General features: G+C 69.5%; 13 protein-coding genes. 9 read left to right on the plus strand and 4 right to left on the minus strand.

What is annotated here, in order from left to right:
* Positions 1-32 precede the first annotated feature (32 nt).
* Positions 33-1,073 carry a TRAP transporter substrate-binding protein gene (locus AC1DJH_RS23570; protein WP_472118472.1) on the plus strand — a complete coding sequence of 347 codons (1,041 nt, stop codon included), beginning with the start codon at positions 33-35 and terminating at the stop codon, positions 1,071-1,073.
* A gap of 56 nt (positions 1,074-1,129) precedes the next feature.
* Entirely contained in the window at positions 1,130-4,144 is a 3,015-nt protein-coding gene (locus AC1DJH_RS23575; RefSeq protein WP_472118475.1) for a bifunctional diguanylate cyclase/phosphodiesterase, read from the plus strand.
* On the opposite strand, the gene AC1DJH_RS23580 is transcribed toward AC1DJH_RS23575, so the two are convergent.
* Positions 4,134-5,756: a thiamine pyrophosphate-binding protein gene (locus tag AC1DJH_RS23580; RefSeq protein WP_478187366.1), complete on the minus strand. Its 1,623-nt coding sequence runs from the start codon at positions 5,754-5,756 to the stop codon at positions 4,134-4,136. The genes AC1DJH_RS23575 and AC1DJH_RS23580 overlap by 11 nt on opposite strands.
* Positions 5,757-5,935: 179 nt before the next feature.
* Between AC1DJH_RS23580 and AC1DJH_RS23585 the strand changes: the two genes are divergently transcribed.
* Together AC1DJH_RS23585 and AC1DJH_RS23590 are read left to right on the plus strand one after the other, a co-directional pair.
* Positions 5,936-6,907 (plus strand): hypothetical protein, encoded by a 972-nt coding sequence (locus tag AC1DJH_RS23585; protein ID WP_478187367.1) that lies wholly within the window; start codon positions 5,936-5,938, stop codon positions 6,905-6,907.
* 151 nt (positions 6,908-7,058) lie between these two features.
* Positions 7,059-8,357 (plus strand): cation:proton antiporter, encoded by a 1,299-nt coding sequence (locus tag AC1DJH_RS23590; protein WP_472118483.1) that lies wholly within the window; start codon positions 7,059-7,061, stop codon positions 8,355-8,357.
* 13 nt (positions 8,358-8,370) lie between these two features.
* On the opposite strand, the gene AC1DJH_RS23595 is transcribed toward AC1DJH_RS23590, so the two are convergent.
* Together AC1DJH_RS23595 and AC1DJH_RS23600 are read right to left on the minus strand one after the other, a co-directional pair.
* The gene (locus AC1DJH_RS23595) at positions 8,371-9,483 is read right to left on the minus strand and encodes a YihY/virulence factor BrkB family protein (RefSeq protein ID WP_472118485.1); all 1,113 of its coding nucleotides are present in this window, start codon (positions 9,481-9,483) and stop codon (positions 8,371-8,373) included.
* A 104-nt stretch (positions 9,484-9,587) separates the two neighbouring features.
* Positions 9,588-10,505, minus strand: a complete 918-nt coding sequence (locus tag AC1DJH_RS23600; protein WP_472118488.1) for a LysR family transcriptional regulator — start codon at positions 10,503-10,505, stop codon at positions 9,588-9,590.
* A 75-nt stretch (positions 10,506-10,580) separates the two neighbouring features.
* On the opposite strand from AC1DJH_RS23600, the gene AC1DJH_RS23605 reads away from it, so the two are divergent.
* From AC1DJH_RS23605 to AC1DJH_RS23625, 5 genes are read left to right on the plus strand one after another with little or no spacing between them, the layout of a single operon-like run.
* On the plus strand, positions 10,581-11,450 hold the full coding sequence (locus tag AC1DJH_RS23605) for an HpcH/HpaI aldolase/citrate lyase family protein (protein ID WP_472118491.1): 870 nt from the start codon (positions 10,581-10,583) through the stop codon (positions 11,448-11,450).
* Positions 11,451-11,498: 48 nt separating this feature from the next.
* The gene (locus AC1DJH_RS23610) at positions 11,499-12,482 is read left to right on the plus strand and encodes a tripartite tricarboxylate transporter substrate binding protein (protein WP_478187368.1); all 984 of its coding nucleotides are present in this window, start codon (positions 11,499-11,501) and stop codon (positions 12,480-12,482) included.
* 10 nt (positions 12,483-12,492) lie between these two features.
* Entirely contained in the window at positions 12,493-13,698 is a 1,206-nt protein-coding gene (locus tag AC1DJH_RS23615) for a CaiB/BaiF CoA transferase family protein (RefSeq protein ID WP_478187369.1), read from the plus strand.
* Between the two features lie 3 nt (positions 13,699-13,701).
* Positions 13,702-13,869: a hypothetical protein gene (locus tag AC1DJH_RS23620; RefSeq protein ID WP_472118497.1), complete on the plus strand. Its 168-nt coding sequence runs from the start codon at positions 13,702-13,704 to the stop codon at positions 13,867-13,869.
* A gap of 35 nt (positions 13,870-13,904) precedes the next feature.
* Complete coding sequence (locus AC1DJH_RS23625; protein WP_472118572.1) at positions 13,905-14,258, plus strand: tripartite tricarboxylate transporter substrate-binding protein; 354 nt, start codon at positions 13,905-13,907, stop codon at positions 14,256-14,258.
* A 1-nt stretch (position 14,259) separates the two neighbouring features.
* Here the strand turns inward: AC1DJH_RS23625 and AC1DJH_RS23630 are convergent, their stop codons facing one another.
* Positions 14,260-14,661, minus strand: coding sequence for a nuclear transport factor 2 family protein (locus AC1DJH_RS23630; protein WP_478187370.1), 402 nt, complete (start codon positions 14,659-14,661; stop codon positions 14,260-14,262).
* Between the last annotated feature and the right edge of the window lie 125 nt (positions 14,662-14,786).

Genomic DNA, 14,786 nt, shown 5'->3' on the forward strand with positions numbered 1-14,786 from the left:
CGCGCAGGTGATCCTGTGTAATGATGAAATTCGTGGCTTATTTCCTTGTCTTTTTGATGTTCTTCGCGTCGCTGTGCAACGCGCAGACGGCGCCCGTTCAGCGCCTGCGCATCGTCGGCGGCCTGGGCGGGGTCACGCAGTACACGGGGCACGAGGAACAGTTCTGGACCCGCGACCTGGCCGCGCTGTCAGGCGGCCGCTACACCGCGAGCATCGTGCCCTTCGACCGCGCGGGCGTGCCGGGCCAGGAAATGCTCAACCTGATGCAGCTGGGCGTCGTGCCCTTCGGCACCGCGTTGATGAGCCAGATGTCAACGCAGTTTCCGGAATTGGGCGCACCCGACATGGCCGGCCTGAACCCCGACATTCCGACGCTGCGCCGGGTCGTGCGCGCGTTCCGCCCCTACCTGACCGAGACCTTGCGCGAGCGCTACAACGTGGAACTGCTGGCGGTCTACATCTATCCGGCGCAGGAAGTGTTCTGCAGCAAGCCGATGCGGCAGCTGGCCGACCTTGCGGGAAGGCGCACGCGCGTCTCGAGCGCGACGCAGGCCGACTTCGTCTCAGCGCTCGGCGGCACGCCGGTGTACACCGAGTTCGCCCAGATCATCGCGAACATGAAGTCGGGCAACACCGACTGCGCCATCACCGGCACCATGTCGGGGTACACGCTGGGACTGCACGAACTGACCAGCACCCTCTACACCACCCCCCTGAGCTGGGGCGTGGCGGTCTTCGCGGCCAACCGCGAAAGCCTCGCCGCGCTGCCGCCCGACCTGCAGGCCCTGCTGCGCAAGGAGCTGCCGCGCCTGGAGGCCGCGGTGTGGGCCCAGTCGGAACGCGAAACCGGCGAGGGCATCGCCTGCAACACGGGCGCGGCGGGCTGCAGCAAGCCCGTCAAGGGCCGCATGGTGGCCGTGGCGCCGTCGCCGCAGGACGAAGCCCGGCGCCAGGAAATCTTCGCGACCCGCGTGCTGCCGGGCTGGGTGCAACGCTGCGGGCCCGTGTGCGCCAAGGTCTGGAACGAGACGCTGGGACCGGTGGTCGGCCTGCGCGCCTCCGTCGCGCAGTGAGCTTCCGGCCCGCAGTGAGCTCCCACCCCTCAGTGAAGCAGCACTTTCCCCGCCGCGTGACCGCCATCGTCTATGGCGTGGCGATTCTCTTCCTCGCCATGGTGGCGACCGTGGCCAGCGTCGTCGTCTGGGAGGCGCGCCAGAAGACGCTGAGCGACCACGAGAGCCAGGCGGTGCGCTTCGTCGCCGGCTCGGAAGCAGCTCTCAATCGCGCGCTGCTGAGCGTCGACATGCTGCTGGCCGGCGCGAACGAATTGCTGCGCGACTCGACCGCCGGCAGTGCCGGCGTCAACGCGGGCCGCTTCGAAGCGCACCGGCTGCTCGACAACGTCGTGAGGCAGAACCTGCTGGTGCGCCATGTCGCGTTCGTCGATGCCGGCGGCACGGTGATCGCCTCGTCCGACCGGCGCGGCGCCCAGCTGCCGCTGGCGCTGCCCGCCGGCTTCGTGCGCAGCGTGCTGGCGAACCCGGTGTCCACGCTGGCGATCAGCGCGCCGGCCTCCAGCCTCGTCACCTCGCAGAACGTGCTGTTCTTCGCACGCGCCGTGACGCTGGCCGACGGCGCGCGGATGGTGGGCGTGGCCGAGGTGCAGCTGTCGCTGCTGGCCACGATCATGACGCAGGGCGCGGGCATCCGCGGCCTGGAGGTCACGCTGGAGCGCGACGCCGGCCCGCTGCTGGCGAGCCTGCCGCCGCGCGACGACCTCACGGGCAAGCAGATCGAGCCCGCCCTTCACGAGCAGACCAGCGACGGCAAGCCTTCGCGCATGGCGGCGCGCCTGAGCGGGCTGCCGGCCATCGTGGTGGCGCGCCCGACGCTGCATCGCAACATGCTGATCGTCGCGAGCATTCCGTTGACGGCGGCCCTGCGGGACTGGCGCCGCGAGCGCGACCTGATCGCCTGGACCACCGCTGGCATCGCGCTGATGATCCTGGCGGTGGCGCGCTTCACGCACGTCCAGCTGCGCCGCCAATGGCGCGCCAGCAACGAGCTGGTCCGCTCCAAGGCCACGCTGGACCAGGCGCTGGAGTCGATGATCGACGGCTTCATCCTGCTGGACGCCGAGAACCGCGTGCTGAGCTGGAACCGCAGCTTCGTCGCGATGTTTCCCTGGACCGCGCCGATGATCGCGCCGCAGCTGCCCTTTCGCCGCATCATGGACGAGACCGCCAGGCACGTGGTGCACGACCGCGGCGCGGCCGACTGGACGGCCCTGAACATGCCGCAGATGAACCAGGTGCACTCCGAGCAGGAGGCCCTGCTGCAGAGCGGCCAGGTGATCCGCGCCACGCGCAGCCGCACGCCCGACGGGGGCACCGTCTGCGTGTACCAGGACATCACCGAGAAGCGCCGCCACACGGCCGCCATCATCGAGAGCAAGGCGCAGTTGCAGGCCACGCTCGACGCGCTGCCCGACCTGCTGCTGGAAGTGGGCCTGGACGGCCGCTGCCACGGCTACCACGCGCCGCGCGGTCCGCTGCCGGTCACCGACGTCGAAGACCCGGTCGGGCGCATGCTGCCGGAGCTGCTGCCCGCCGAGGCGGTGGCGGAGGTCATGAGTGCCCTGCGCGAGGCCGATGCCACGGGCTATTCCGCAGGCCGCCAGTTCGAGCGGCGCGGTGCGCGCGACAGCGCCTGGTTCGAGATTTCGGTCTCGCGCAAATCGGTGGGCGACGAGGTCGACACCCGCTTCATCGTGATTTTGCGCAACATCACCGAGAGCAAGCTCGCGGCGCACGAGATCGAGCACCTGGCCTTCTACGACACGCTGACCGGCCTGCCCAACCGGCGGCTGCTGCTCGACCGCCTGAAGCAGGCCATCGGCACGGCCGGCTCGCCCGCGCGGCGCTCGCGCCTGTGCGCACTGCTGTTCCTCGACCTCGACAATTTCAAGACCCTGAACGACGCGCTCGGGCACGACATCGGCGACGTGATGCTCAAGCAGGTGGCGCAGCGGCTCAAGGACTGCCTGCGCGAGGGCGACATCGTGGCGCGCCTGGGCGGCGACGAGTTCGTCGTGATGCTGGAAGACCTGAGCGCGCAGGCCGTGGTCGCCACCTCGCAGACCGAGACGATGGGCGAGGCCATCCTGGCGCGGCTCAACCAGCCCTACCAGCTCGGCTCGCAGCAGCATCACAGCACCTGCAGCATCGGTGCGGTGCTGTTCGAAGCGAAGCACGCATCGATGGAAGAGGTGCTCAAGCAGGCCGACATCGCGATGTACTACGCCAAGACCAGCGGCGGCAACGCGCTGCGCTTCTTCGAGGCAGGCATGCAGACCAGCATCACCGCGCGCGCCGCGCTGGAAAACGAGCTGCACACGGCCATCGCGTCGCGCCAGTTCGTGCTGCATTACCAGAGCCAGGTCACGAGCGACAACCATGTGACCGGCGCGGAGGTGCTGGTGCGCTGGCAGCATCCGTTGCGCGGCTTGCTGATGCCGCGGGAATTCATCGACGTGGCGGAAGACACCGGGCTCATCATTCCGCTGGGCCTCTGGGTGCTGGAGACTGCCTGCAGGCAGCTGACGGCCTGGGCCGCCGACCCCGGCCGGGCCCACCTGCAGCTGTCGGTGAACGTGAGCGCGCGGCAGTTCCGCGAAGACGACTTCGTCGACCAGGTCCGCGCGGTGCTGCAACGCACCGGCGCCGACCCCGCCAGGCTCAAGCTGGAACTCACCGAGAGCCTGCTGCACGACAAGGTGATCGACACCATCGAGAAGATGGACACGCTGGCCGCGCTGGGCCTGCAGTTCTCGATGGACGACTTCGGCACCGGCTACTCGTCGCTGTCTTACATGACCCAGTTGCCGCTCAGCCAGGTCAAGGTCGACAAGTTCTTCGTGCACAGCATCGGGTTGAATCCGAAGGTCGAGCTGATCATCCAGACCATCATCGGCATGGCGCGCAACCTGGAGCTGGAGATCGTGGCCGAGGGCGTGGAGACGCAGGCGCAGCGCGACTTCCTGGAGCGCCACGGCTGCCTGCTGTGCCAGGGCTACCTGTTCGGCATGCCCCAGGCACTGGAAGCCTACGAGCACGCGCTCGACGGCGGCACGGCTACCGCCTGATCTGCGGCGCGGGCACGCCCTCGATCATCACGTTCAGGCAGGCCGGCATTCCGCTGGCGAGCGCACGATCGGCCGCCGCCGGCAGCGAGGCCGCATGCGTCACGCACTCCCCGTGCGCGCCGAAGGCCTGCGCGACCATGTCGTAGCGCGTGGGAAGCAGCTCGCAGCCGATCAGGCGCTGCGGGCCGTAGTCGCGCAGCTGGATCTGGTACTCCGCATTCCAGCGCGCGTCGTTGCCGACCACCGCGAGGAAGGCCAGGCCGTAGCGAACCGCGGTGTCGAACTCGGCGATGTGGAAACCGACGGTGCCGTCGCCCATCACCGCGACGACCGGCGCCCCGGGACGGGCGCAGCGCGCGGCCAGTGCATAGGGCAGTCCGGCGCCGATCGCGCCGGCGACGCCGTTGATGACACGGTGCGGCGCCCGCAGGCATGCCGTGGCCCACTGGCCGATTTCGCCGCCGTCGCACACGAGCACCGACTCGGGATGGCTGTCGAGCAGGGCCTGCAGGGGCCGCAGCATCTGCACCGGATGCAGGCGTTCCGGCGATTGCGCGCAGGCGCTGTCCCACGCCGCGGGCCGGTAGCACACCGCGTCGCGCACTTCGCCCCGCCAGGGAGAAGCGGCCACACCATGCGCCGCCTGCGTCAGCGCGCGCAGCGCCGACGCCGCATCGGCCTGCGCGGTGATCTGCAACCGGTCGCCCACGGCACGGCGGCTGCGCGCGATCTCGTCCGGGTCGGCATCGACCTGGTGCACTTGCGTCGCAGCGGGAAAGGCCGCGCCGAACCTGAGCGTGAAGTCGAGCCGCTTGCCCACGAGCAGCAGGCAGTCCACGCGCGGCAACAGTTCGGCGAATGCGCCGAGGCTCGCATCGGCGATGCCGCGCGGGCTCTCCATGCCGATCACCGGGATGCCCGTCGCATGTTCCAGCGCCTCGGTCAGCACGCGACCGGCACGCGTCATGCAGGACGGCCCCACGAGGATCATCGGTTGCGTGGCCTGCGCAAGGCGCTGGATCAACTGCGCCGCGAGGGCCGGATCGAGCGGCATCGGGTCGGGCGAAAACGCACCCAACTCGAACACGCCGGCAGCGGCCGCACCTTCCAGCACGTCGGTCGGCAGGCTCAGGTGCACCGGTCCCGGCCGGCCGGACCGGGCGAGGCGGATGGCCCTGGCGACATCGGCGGCCACGTCTTCAGCACGGGCGCATGTCCAGGCGGCCTTGCAGACAGGTGCGGCCATCTCCGCCTGGCGCATTTCCTGGAACGCACCTTGTCCGAGCTGATCGTTCGGCGCGTGGCCGGACAGCAGCACCACGGGCGCCTCGGCCATTTGCGCGGTGTACAGCGCTGCCACTGCATTCGCATGGCCCGGCCCGCCGGTGACGAGGGCGATGCCCACCTCCCCCGTGATGCGCGACCACGCATCGGCCATGTGCACCGCACTGGCCTCGTGGCGCGTGTGGACGAGCTCGATGCCGGAACCGAAGGCGGCGTCGAACACCGACATGATGTGGTTGCCCGACAGCGTGAAGACGCGCTTCACGCCCGCTGTTCGCAAGGACTGGATCAGCGCGTCGGCGCCTCGGGAGCCGGAGTTTCTTGGCATGGCTTGTGGGGGGTGGAATGTCCGACGATTTTGCCGCCGGATCCGCACGGCCCCCGCTCGCGGGCCAGTGCACCACTCGGGCACATCGCCTACCCCGGCTTGCGGGAGCGGATGACCGAGGCGACATGGCGCCGGTCGAAAAGTGCGGGTTCCACAACAACGCACAACAAGGAGCAGCAATGGCCCAATACGGAGTCAGCGGCGTCGGCAGCGTCAACCCGGCGGTCGCCACCATCGAAGGAAACGGCAGCCACAGCGGCGTGTCGTGGGGCGCTATCTTTGCCGGCGCCGCAGGCGCCGCATCGCTGTCGCTCATCCTCTTGCTGCTCGGCACCGGCCTGGGCATGTCGAGCATCAGCCCCTGGGCCAGCCAGGGCGCGAGCGCGACCGCCGTCGGGGTGGCGGCCATCCTGTGGCTCACGTTCACGCAGATCGCCGCATCGGGCATGGGCGGCTACCTGGCCGGCCGGCTTCGCACCAAGTGGGCAGGCGTCCACACCGACGAGGTCTACTTTCGCGACACGGCCCACGGCTTCCTCGCCTGGGCGGTCGCGACGCTGCTGACGGCCGCGCTGCTGAGCTCGGTCGTGGGTTCGATCCTGGGTGCGGGCGCGCAAGCGGGCGCGACGGTGGTCGGCGGCGCGGCCACAGCAGCCACCGCAGCAGGGGGCGCGGCGGCGTCGCAAGGCGCCTCCGACGCGAGTGCGGGCCCCATGAACTACTTCATCGATTCGCTGTTCCGTCGCGATGCCGGCAGCACTGCACCGGCCTCCACCGACGCAGGCGCCGCGCCCGCGGCCCTGAGCACGACGCCGGACCGCAGCGCGGCCTCGACGAACACCGAGGTCAGCCGCATCTTCCTGAACAGCATCCGCACCGGGGCGCTGCCGCCGGAGGACGCGAAGTACGTGGGCCAGGTGGTCGCGCAGCGCACCGGCCTCAGCCAGCAGGACGCGGAGAAGCGCGTGAACGACACGTATGCGAAGGCGCAGGCGGCCCTCAAGGATGCGCAGGCCAAGGCGAAGGAAGCCGCCGATGCTGCGCGCAAGGCGTCGGCCTACGGTTCGCTCTGGCTGGTGATTTCGATGCTCATCGGCGCCTTCGTCGCGAGCTTCGCGGCAACCTACGGTGGCCGCCGCCGCGACCTTTGAACCCCATCGACCTCAAGGAGAATTTCCATGCGCTCGCTGCTCTTGCTGTTCCTCGGCGTTCCGATTCCCATCATCATTCTGATCGCGCTGTTCTTCCACTGACCGCTGCCCTCTCCCCGGCCCCCGGCACGCTGCGTTTCCCGCCGACCCCATGACCGCGGCGACCTGGGATCTCCTGATCGGCGCGCTGCTGATCCTGATGGCGCTGTCCGGCACGCTGCTCAAGACCTTGCCCATCAGCGCCGCGGCGCTCTACATGGGCCTGGGCTTCATTGCAGGCCCTGGCGGCTTCAACCTGGTGAAGCTGGGCATCAAGGCCGACGCGGGGCTCATCGAAACCATCGCCGAGGTTGCGGTGCTGGTGTCGCTCTTCGCCGTGGGGCTGCGCCTGCGTATCCGCATGCAGGTGTCGAGCTGGGTCCAGCCGGTGCTGCTCGCCACGGCGGGGATGGTCATCACCATCGCGCTGATGACGCTGGCGGGTCTTGCATTGCACCTCACGCTGGCCAGCGCCCTGCTGCTCGCGGCCATCCTCGCGCCGACCGATCCGGTGCTGGCCTCCGACGTGCAGGTGCGGCACGAAAACGACCAGGACGACCTGCGCTTCGGGCTCACGGCCGAAGGCGGCCTGAACGACGGCGCGGCCTTTCCGTTCGTGATGCTGGCGCTCGGCCTGGCAGGCGCGCACGAGCTGGGCACGGGCGGGCTGCGCTGGCTGGGGCTGGATGTGGTGTGGCCCGTGGTGGGCGGCCTTGCGCTGGGCTGGACATGCGGGGCGGCATTCACGCGGCTCGTGCTCTTCCTGCAGAACGAGAAGAAGCAGGCGATGGGCATGGAGAGCTTTCTTGCGCTGGGGCTCATCGCGCTGACCTACGGCATTGCGCTGCATGCTTCGGTGTATGGCTTTCTAGCGGTATTCGTCGCGGGGCTGAGCATGCGCAATGTGGAGCGCGCCGTCGAAGACAAGGCCGACGAAGCGCGCACCGGCGCAGCACCACCTGAGGCCAAGGTGGCCGCAGTCGAACAGGCAAAAACCGCCGGTGCCATGACCAGCGACGTTCTCGCGTTCGCCAAGGAACTCGAGAAGTTCGTGGAACTGGCGGCCATGCTGGTCATCGGATGCCTGCTGCGCACCGAGATGCTGACGTTCAGGAACCTGTTGATTGCGGGCGTCCTCATCGCCGTCGCCCGTCCGGTCGCGGTGTACATCTCGACGCTGGGCGGGCCATGGAGCGCGTCGCAGCGCCGGCTCGGTGCGTGGTTCGGCATTCGCGGCGTGGGCTCCGTCTACTACCTGGCCTACGCATCGACGCACGGCGCGCCGTCGTCCGAGATCGGCGCGGTCGGGGGCGCCGTGCTGGTCACGGTGGCGCTGTCGGTGGTCGTGCATGGCGTCTCGGCCACGCCGCTCATGAACCTCTACCAGGCGGCCAGCAAGCGGCGACGCTGACCGCACCGGTGCCTCATGCGCGTCGCCGCGCCCGCTTGCGGTGTTGTCGCGCCACCCAGGCGCTTGCCACGCTGACGGCCGCCAGGCCGATCACCTGCCGCGTGAGCGTGGCCGTGGCCTTGCGCGTGCGTTGCGCCACCAGCTGTTGCGCGGCTTCGATGCGCGCGATGCCCTGCGCGTCGGGCGGCTGCACGGTGCCGTCGGTCCCCGCATCGGCCTGCCGTGCCGCGTCGCGCGTGGCGGCCTGCGCCTTGGCCGCGGCGACGGAGCCGTGCGCGGTGGCATACACCTTGGTGAACTCGGCACCGAGCAGGAAGATCTGCGCCGCGTAGTACACCCAGGCCAGCAGCACGACCAGCGAGCCGGCCGCGGCGAAGGATTCGTTCACGCCGCTCTTGCCGAGGTACAGGCCGATCAGCACCTTGCCGACCTCGAAGAGAACGGCCGTGACGGCCGCGCCGATCCAGACGTCGCGCCACGCGATGGGCGCGCTCGGCATGAACTTGAAGATCATGGCGAACAGCAAGGTGAGGATGCCCAGCGACACCAGCACGTTGAGCGACTGCAGCAGCAGCTCCCACCCGGGAAACAGGCCCGTGCTCCAAGCCCCGAGCGCCGCCAGGCCGGCGCTGACGATGAGCGAGACCATCAGCAGGAACGCCAGGCCCAGGATCAGGCCGAACGACAGCACCCGCGCGCGCAGGATGCCCCACAGGCCCTTGGGCTTGGCGCGCTCGGGCACGTGCCAGATGCGGTCGAGCGCGCTTTGCAGTTCGGCAAAGACGGTGGTCGCGCCCACGATCAGCACGACGATGCTGATGCCGCCCGCAATGAGCCCGCGCGAGGGTTCGCTCGCGCTCTTGATCAGGCCCTGCACCGCCAGGGCGCCCTCCTGCCCGATCAGGCCCGACAGCTGCCCGGCGATCTGCCCGCGCACGGCTTCCGCGCCGAACAGCGCGCCCGCCACCGCGATGACGATCACGAGCAACGGCGCCAGAGAGAACATGGTGTAGTACGAGATCGCGGCGCCCATGCTGGGAGCGAAGTCGTCGATCCAGGCCATGGCCGCATCCCGGCACAGGCGGTACAGCTGCATGAACTTGGGCTTGAGGGCGGCGGTGGTCAAGGTGTGCTCCGTAAGCGTCGGCCGGACTCGGCAACACGTTGCATGAAGACTCGCCGCTTCCACGGCAACGCGAAGTAGGAAATTCGCGCATCCGTGGGGCAGGTTCAGGCCGGGTTGCCCGCCCGCGCGGGCGGGCGGCGCGCGCCGTCCTTGCCCGCGGTGACGATGCGTGCGCTCTCGACAAAGCCCTGGATCAACCGCAGCCGCGCCGACGCGCGCAGCCACAGGATGCCGAAGCGCCGCGACTCCGACGGCATCGGCAACCGGATCTTCACGACCTTCTGGCCGTCCAGCAACGGCGACGCGATGTCGGGCACCAGCGAGACGCCCAGGCCGCGGTCGACCATCATCGCGATGGCCAGCAGCGAGCTGAGTTCGAAGCGCTCCTGGGGCACGATGCCCGCGGCGCGCAGGTAGCGGTCGGCCTGCTTGCCGCCGCCCAGGCTGCGGTCGTAGCGGATCAGCGGCGAGGTGCGCAGCAGTTCATGCGGATCGCGCCGCGCGAGGCGGCTGGGCGCGAGCAGCACCAGCGGCTCTTCGCGCAGCAGCGACCAGTCGAAGGTCTTGGCGAGCGCGAACGACGGATACAGGCACACGGCGGCGTCGAACTCGCCCTGCTGCACGCCCTTGTAGAGCGTGGCGGTGGTGCCCGACTGCAGGAACACCTTGGCGCCCGGATGCGTCTTGACGAAGCGCGCGAGGATGTCGGGCAGCAGGCTGTGAATGGCCGTGTTGATGGTGCCGATGACCAGTTCGCCGCCGGCCGCCCCGCTGCCCAGCAACGCCTTGATGTCGCTCACCTCGCGCAGCAGCGCGCGGGCACGGTGCACCAGCTGGTGGCCCGCCTCGGTGGGCTGCACCGTGCGGCCGGCGCGCGCGAGCAGCGGCGCGTTGAGTTCGCGCTCGAGCGCGCGGATCTGCTGGGCGACGGCACCGGGTGTCAGGTCGAGCCGGCGCGCGGCCTCGGACATCGAGCCCGACTCCACCACCAGGAGAAAGCTGTGCAGGTAGGCGGTTTCCATGAAGATAGATTTTCTGCGATCTGATCGCAGGAAGCATCGGTTTTTCTTGCGTCATGAACTGCGGACACTGCGGCCATGAGAAGCAAACTCTTCGTGCCCGGCACCCGCCCCGAGCTGTTCGCCAAGGCACTCGCCAGTGCGGCGGACGCCATCTGCCTCGACCTGGAGGACGCGGTGTCCGAACCGCGCAAGGACGAAGCGCGCGAGACCGTGCGCCAGTTGCTGGCCCGCGGCCACGTCGCTTCGTCGCGAAAGACATTGATCGTTCGCGTCAACGCCATGGACACGCCGCACTTCGAGCGCGACGTGGCGGCGGCGGCGCAGCCCGGCGTGCACCTGATCAACCTGCCCAAGCCGCAAAGCCCGGCGCACGTGCGCACGGCCGTCGAAGCCATCGAGCGCGCGGAGCGGGCCCACGGCGTGCAGGCGCCCATTGGGCTGCTGCTGAACATCGAGACGCCCTCTGCGCTGCGCACGGCCTCGGCGCTGGCGCTGGCGCACCCGCGCGTGGCGGGGCTGCAGCTGGGGCTGGGCGACCTGTTCGAGCCGCTGGGCATCGCGCGGCGCGAACCGTCCGCGATCCGCCAGGCGATGTTCGCGGTGCGCATCGCAGCCGGCGAAGCGGGGGTGTATGCCTATGACGGCGCGTTCGCCAACATCGGCGACGCCGAGGGATACCGTGCGGAGGCGATGCTGGCACGCGACCTCGGCTTTCTGGGCAAGACCTGCATCCACCCGAGCCAGGTGGCGATCGCGAACGACGTGTTCCGCCCCACCGACGAGGAGATCGCACACGCCTGCAAGGTGGTCGAGGCGGCGCGCGAGGCCGATGCCCGCGGTGTCGGTGCCTATGTAGTGGACGGGCAAATGATCGACATCCCGTTCGTGATCCGCGCACGCGCGATCGTCGAGAGTGCGCGCACCCTGGGGTTGCTTCCGGGCTGAGCCTGCGGCCGCCACCCCAATGAATTCATAAAAAACCGGAGACAAAAAATGAAGATTCGCTCGCCCTTTCGTCCGCTGGCAGCCGCCGTGCTCGCCGCCGGCGGCCTCCTGTCGGCCGGCGCCTTCGCGCAGGCAACGTACCCCACCAAGAGCATCACGATCGTGGTGCCCTACCCGGCCGGCGGCTCGAACGACACCTTCGCGCGCCAGGTCGCCAAGGAACTCGGCGACGAACTCAAGCAACCCGTGATCATCGACAACCGCCCCGGCGCGAGCGGCAACACCGGCACCGGGCAGGTGGCGCGGGCCGCGCCCGACGGCTACACGCTGGTGGCGGTGTCCTCCAGCATGACGACCAACGCGGCCGTGCAGTCGAAGCTGCCCTTCGACCCCGTGAAGGGCCTCGCGCCGGTGGCCATGTTCGCCAAGGGACCGTTCATCGTCGCGGTGAACAACGAGTTTCCTGCGAAGACGCCGGCCGAGCTCATTGCCGCCATCAAGGCGAAGCCGGGCCAGTACAACTATGCGTCGTCGGGCTCGGGCAGCGTGAACCAGTTCGGCACCGAACTGCTCAAGGCCAAGGTGGGCGACCTGCAGATCGCGCACATCCCGTACAAGGGCATGGGCCCGGCCGTGACCGACCTGATCGGCAACCAGACGCAGCTGCTGATTTCGAGCGGGCCCTCGCTGCTGCCGATGGTGCGCGCGGGCAAGCTGCGCGCCGTGGGCATCACCAGCCTGAAGCCGAGCCCGGTCGCGCCCGAGCTCACGCCGATGTCCGTGGCGGTGCCCGGCTACGAATTCGAACTCTGGTGGGGCCTGCTGGCGCCGGCGGGCACGCCGCCCGAGGTGGTGAGCACGCTCAACCGCGCCGTCAACCAGATCCTGGCCAGGCCGGCCATCGCGGCCAACTTCCTGCGCGAAGGCGCGATCGCCACGCCGCTTTCACCGGCGCAGTTCGCCACCGTGATCGCCGAGGACGTGGAACGCTGGAAGAAGCTGGCCAGGCAACAGAACATCACCGCCGATTGAGGAAAGACCCATGAGCATTCCCGCGTCCGAGCACAGCGCAGACACCGCGCGCCTTCCCGAGCGCAAGGGCCCGAGCGGGCCGTTGAGCGGCCTGCGCGTGCTCGACCTGAGCGCCTACATCGCGGGCCCGTACGGCTGCTCGCTGCTGGCCGACCAGGGCGCGGAAGTCATCAAGATCGAGCCGCCCACCGGCGACAACCTGCGCAAGTACCCGTCGACGCTGGAGGCCGAGAGCCGCGCGTTCATCGGCGTGAACCGCAGCAAGCTCGGCGTGGTGCTCGACCTGAAGGACGCGAGCGACCTGGCGGCGCTGATGGCGCTGGTGCGCACGGCCGACGTGCTGGTGCACAACTTCCGCCCCAGCGTGCCGCCGCGGCTGGGCATTGCGTACGAGCAGCTGAAGGCGCTGAACCCGCGCCTGATCTACTGCGCCGTGACCGGCTACGGGGAGACCGGCCCGCTGCGCGAGAAGGCGGGCTACGACCAGGTGCTGCAGAGCATGACCGGCATGTGCGCGCTGCAGGGCAAGCGCGGCGAGCCGCCCGAGATCATCTACGGCTCGGTGGTCGACTATTACGCGGCCGCGCTGGTGGCCGCGGGCGTGGCGTCGGCGCTGTACGAGCGCGAGAAGAGCGGCGAGGGCCAGTACGTGGGCGTGTCGCTGCTGCGCTCCGCGCTCGCGATGCAGTCGGCCCGCATGGTGTGGGCCGAGGGCGAGCCGAAGGACGTGGGGCGCGACATGCGCTCGGGCGGCATCACGGGCCTTCACCCGACCCGCGAGGGCCACCTCTACATCTCGGCCAACACGCCGCATTTCTGGCAGGCGCTGTGCGCCAAGGTCGGGCTGCCGGAGCTGGCCCGCGACGAGCGCTACGACTCGGTGCGCAAGCGTGCACTGCACTTCGCGCAGATCGTTCCCGTGCTGCGCGAAGCGCTGGCGCAACGCACGGCGCTCGAGTGGGAGGAACTGTTCGGCGAAGAGGTACCCTGTGCGGCGGCCCGCACCGTGGAGGACATGTTCGACAACCCGCAAGTGCTGGCCGAGGAGATGGTGGCGAACTTCGCGCACCCCACGCTGGGCGCCTACCGCGGCTTCACCCGGCCGGTGCAGTTCGGGCGCACGCCGGGGCCCGAGCCCTTCGCCGCGCCCACGCTGGGTCAGCACACGCGCGGTGTGCTGGCGTCGCGAGGCAGCGCGCACCGCTCGGACGACTGAGCGATGCGCAACGACCTGGCCGTGCCGCACAGCAGCGGCACGCACGGCCCCGCCCATACCGCGCCGGACGGCGCGTGCGACGCGCACATGCATGTGTACGACCGCCGCTTCGCGGTGCACGGGCCGCCCGACGCCATGCTCGACCACGCCACCGCCGACCCGGCAGGCTGAGCTTCGCCTCGGCGGGCGGCGGTACCGTTTCGCACCTGGCGGGCGAGGCGCTGAGCGAGCAGGCACAGATCAACCTGATGCACGTGCCGTACAAGGGCGGGGCGCCGGCGCTGACCGACACGCCAACGCTTGTGGAGTCGGGCCTTCCGGGCTACGACGTGGTCGAGTGGAACGGCGTGTTCCTGCCGAAGGGCGCGCCGCCGGAAATCGTGCAGAAGCTGGGCAAGGCGGTGCAGGCGGCGGTGAACGACCCGGCCATCAGGCAGAAGCGGCTGCAGTTCGGGCTGGAGCCGGCCGGCACGACGCCCGAGGCGTTCTCGAAATTCGTGCAGGACGAGAGCCGCCGCGTGAGCGCGCTGGTGAAGGCGCGCAACATCCGCGTCGACTGAGCTACGGTGCGGGTCTGGCCTGGGCCTGGAGCATGGCGCCCATCTTCTCGTGGATGAGGTTCACGGCCTTCAGCGGCCGCAGCATCACCTTGAACTCCGTGATCCTGCCGGCATCGTTCCAGTGGATCATGTCGACGCCGTTGACGGTGATGCCATCGAGTTCGACCACGAACTCGAGCACGGCGTCGCGCTCTGCCTTGAGTTCCCGCACGTAGCGAAAGCTCTCGTTGAAGAACACCTGGAACGCCGCGGCCAGGTACTTCTGCGTGATGGCCTTGCCCACCTGCGGCTTGTGCACCACCGGTGAATGGAAGACCGCCTCGTCGTCGAGCAGGGCATCGAGCCCCGCCGCGTCGTGGCTGTCGACGAGCCGGTGCCAGGTTGCAAGTGTGTCGATGGGCATGGGCGGGTGTCCTTGTGGGGTGGAGCGAGGGAACCGGCGCGCAGTCTATCGAAGGCCGCCGCAGCGGCTGTCGCCTTTGCGCGTGTTAACCGGCAGGCGTGGACAGAAACGAAGCTCGAAAGAAA

The organism is Variovorax sp. 10N412 (genome assembly GCF_056394985.1).

What these genes read in the sequence shown, in the direction of transcription:
- AC1DJH_RS23600 (WP_472118488.1), bottom strand. Translation starts at nt 10,505, where the DNA reads ATGGAAACCGCCTACCTGCACAGCTTTCTCCTGGTGGTGGAGTCGGGC.
- AC1DJH_RS23585 (WP_478187367.1), top strand. Translation starts at nt 5,936, where the DNA reads ATGGCCCAATACGGAGTCAGCGGCGTCGGCAGCGTCAACCCGGCGGTC.
- AC1DJH_RS23610 (WP_478187368.1), top strand. Translation starts at nt 11,499, where the DNA reads ATGAAGATTCGCTCGCCCTTTCGTCCGCTGGCAGCCGCCGTGCTCGCC.
- AC1DJH_RS23615 (WP_478187369.1), top strand. Translation starts at nt 12,493, where the DNA reads ATGAGCATTCCCGCGTCCGAGCACAGCGCAGACACCGCGCGCCTTCCC.
- AC1DJH_RS23620 (WP_472118497.1), top strand. Translation starts at nt 13,702, where the DNA reads ATGCGCAACGACCTGGCCGTGCCGCACAGCAGCGGCACGCACGGCCCC.
- AC1DJH_RS23630 (WP_478187370.1), bottom strand. Translation starts at nt 14,661, where the DNA reads ATGCCCATCGACACACTTGCAACCTGGCACCGGCTCGTCGACAGCCAC.
- AC1DJH_RS23605 (WP_472118491.1), top strand. Translation starts at nt 10,581, where the DNA reads ATGAGAAGCAAACTCTTCGTGCCCGGCACCCGCCCCGAGCTGTTCGCC.
- AC1DJH_RS23580 (WP_478187366.1), bottom strand. Translation starts at nt 5,756, where the DNA reads ATGCCAAGAAACTCCGGCTCCCGAGGCGCCGACGCGCTGATCCAGTCC.
- AC1DJH_RS23590 (WP_472118483.1), top strand. Translation starts at nt 7,059, where the DNA reads ATGACCGCGGCGACCTGGGATCTCCTGATCGGCGCGCTGCTGATCCTG.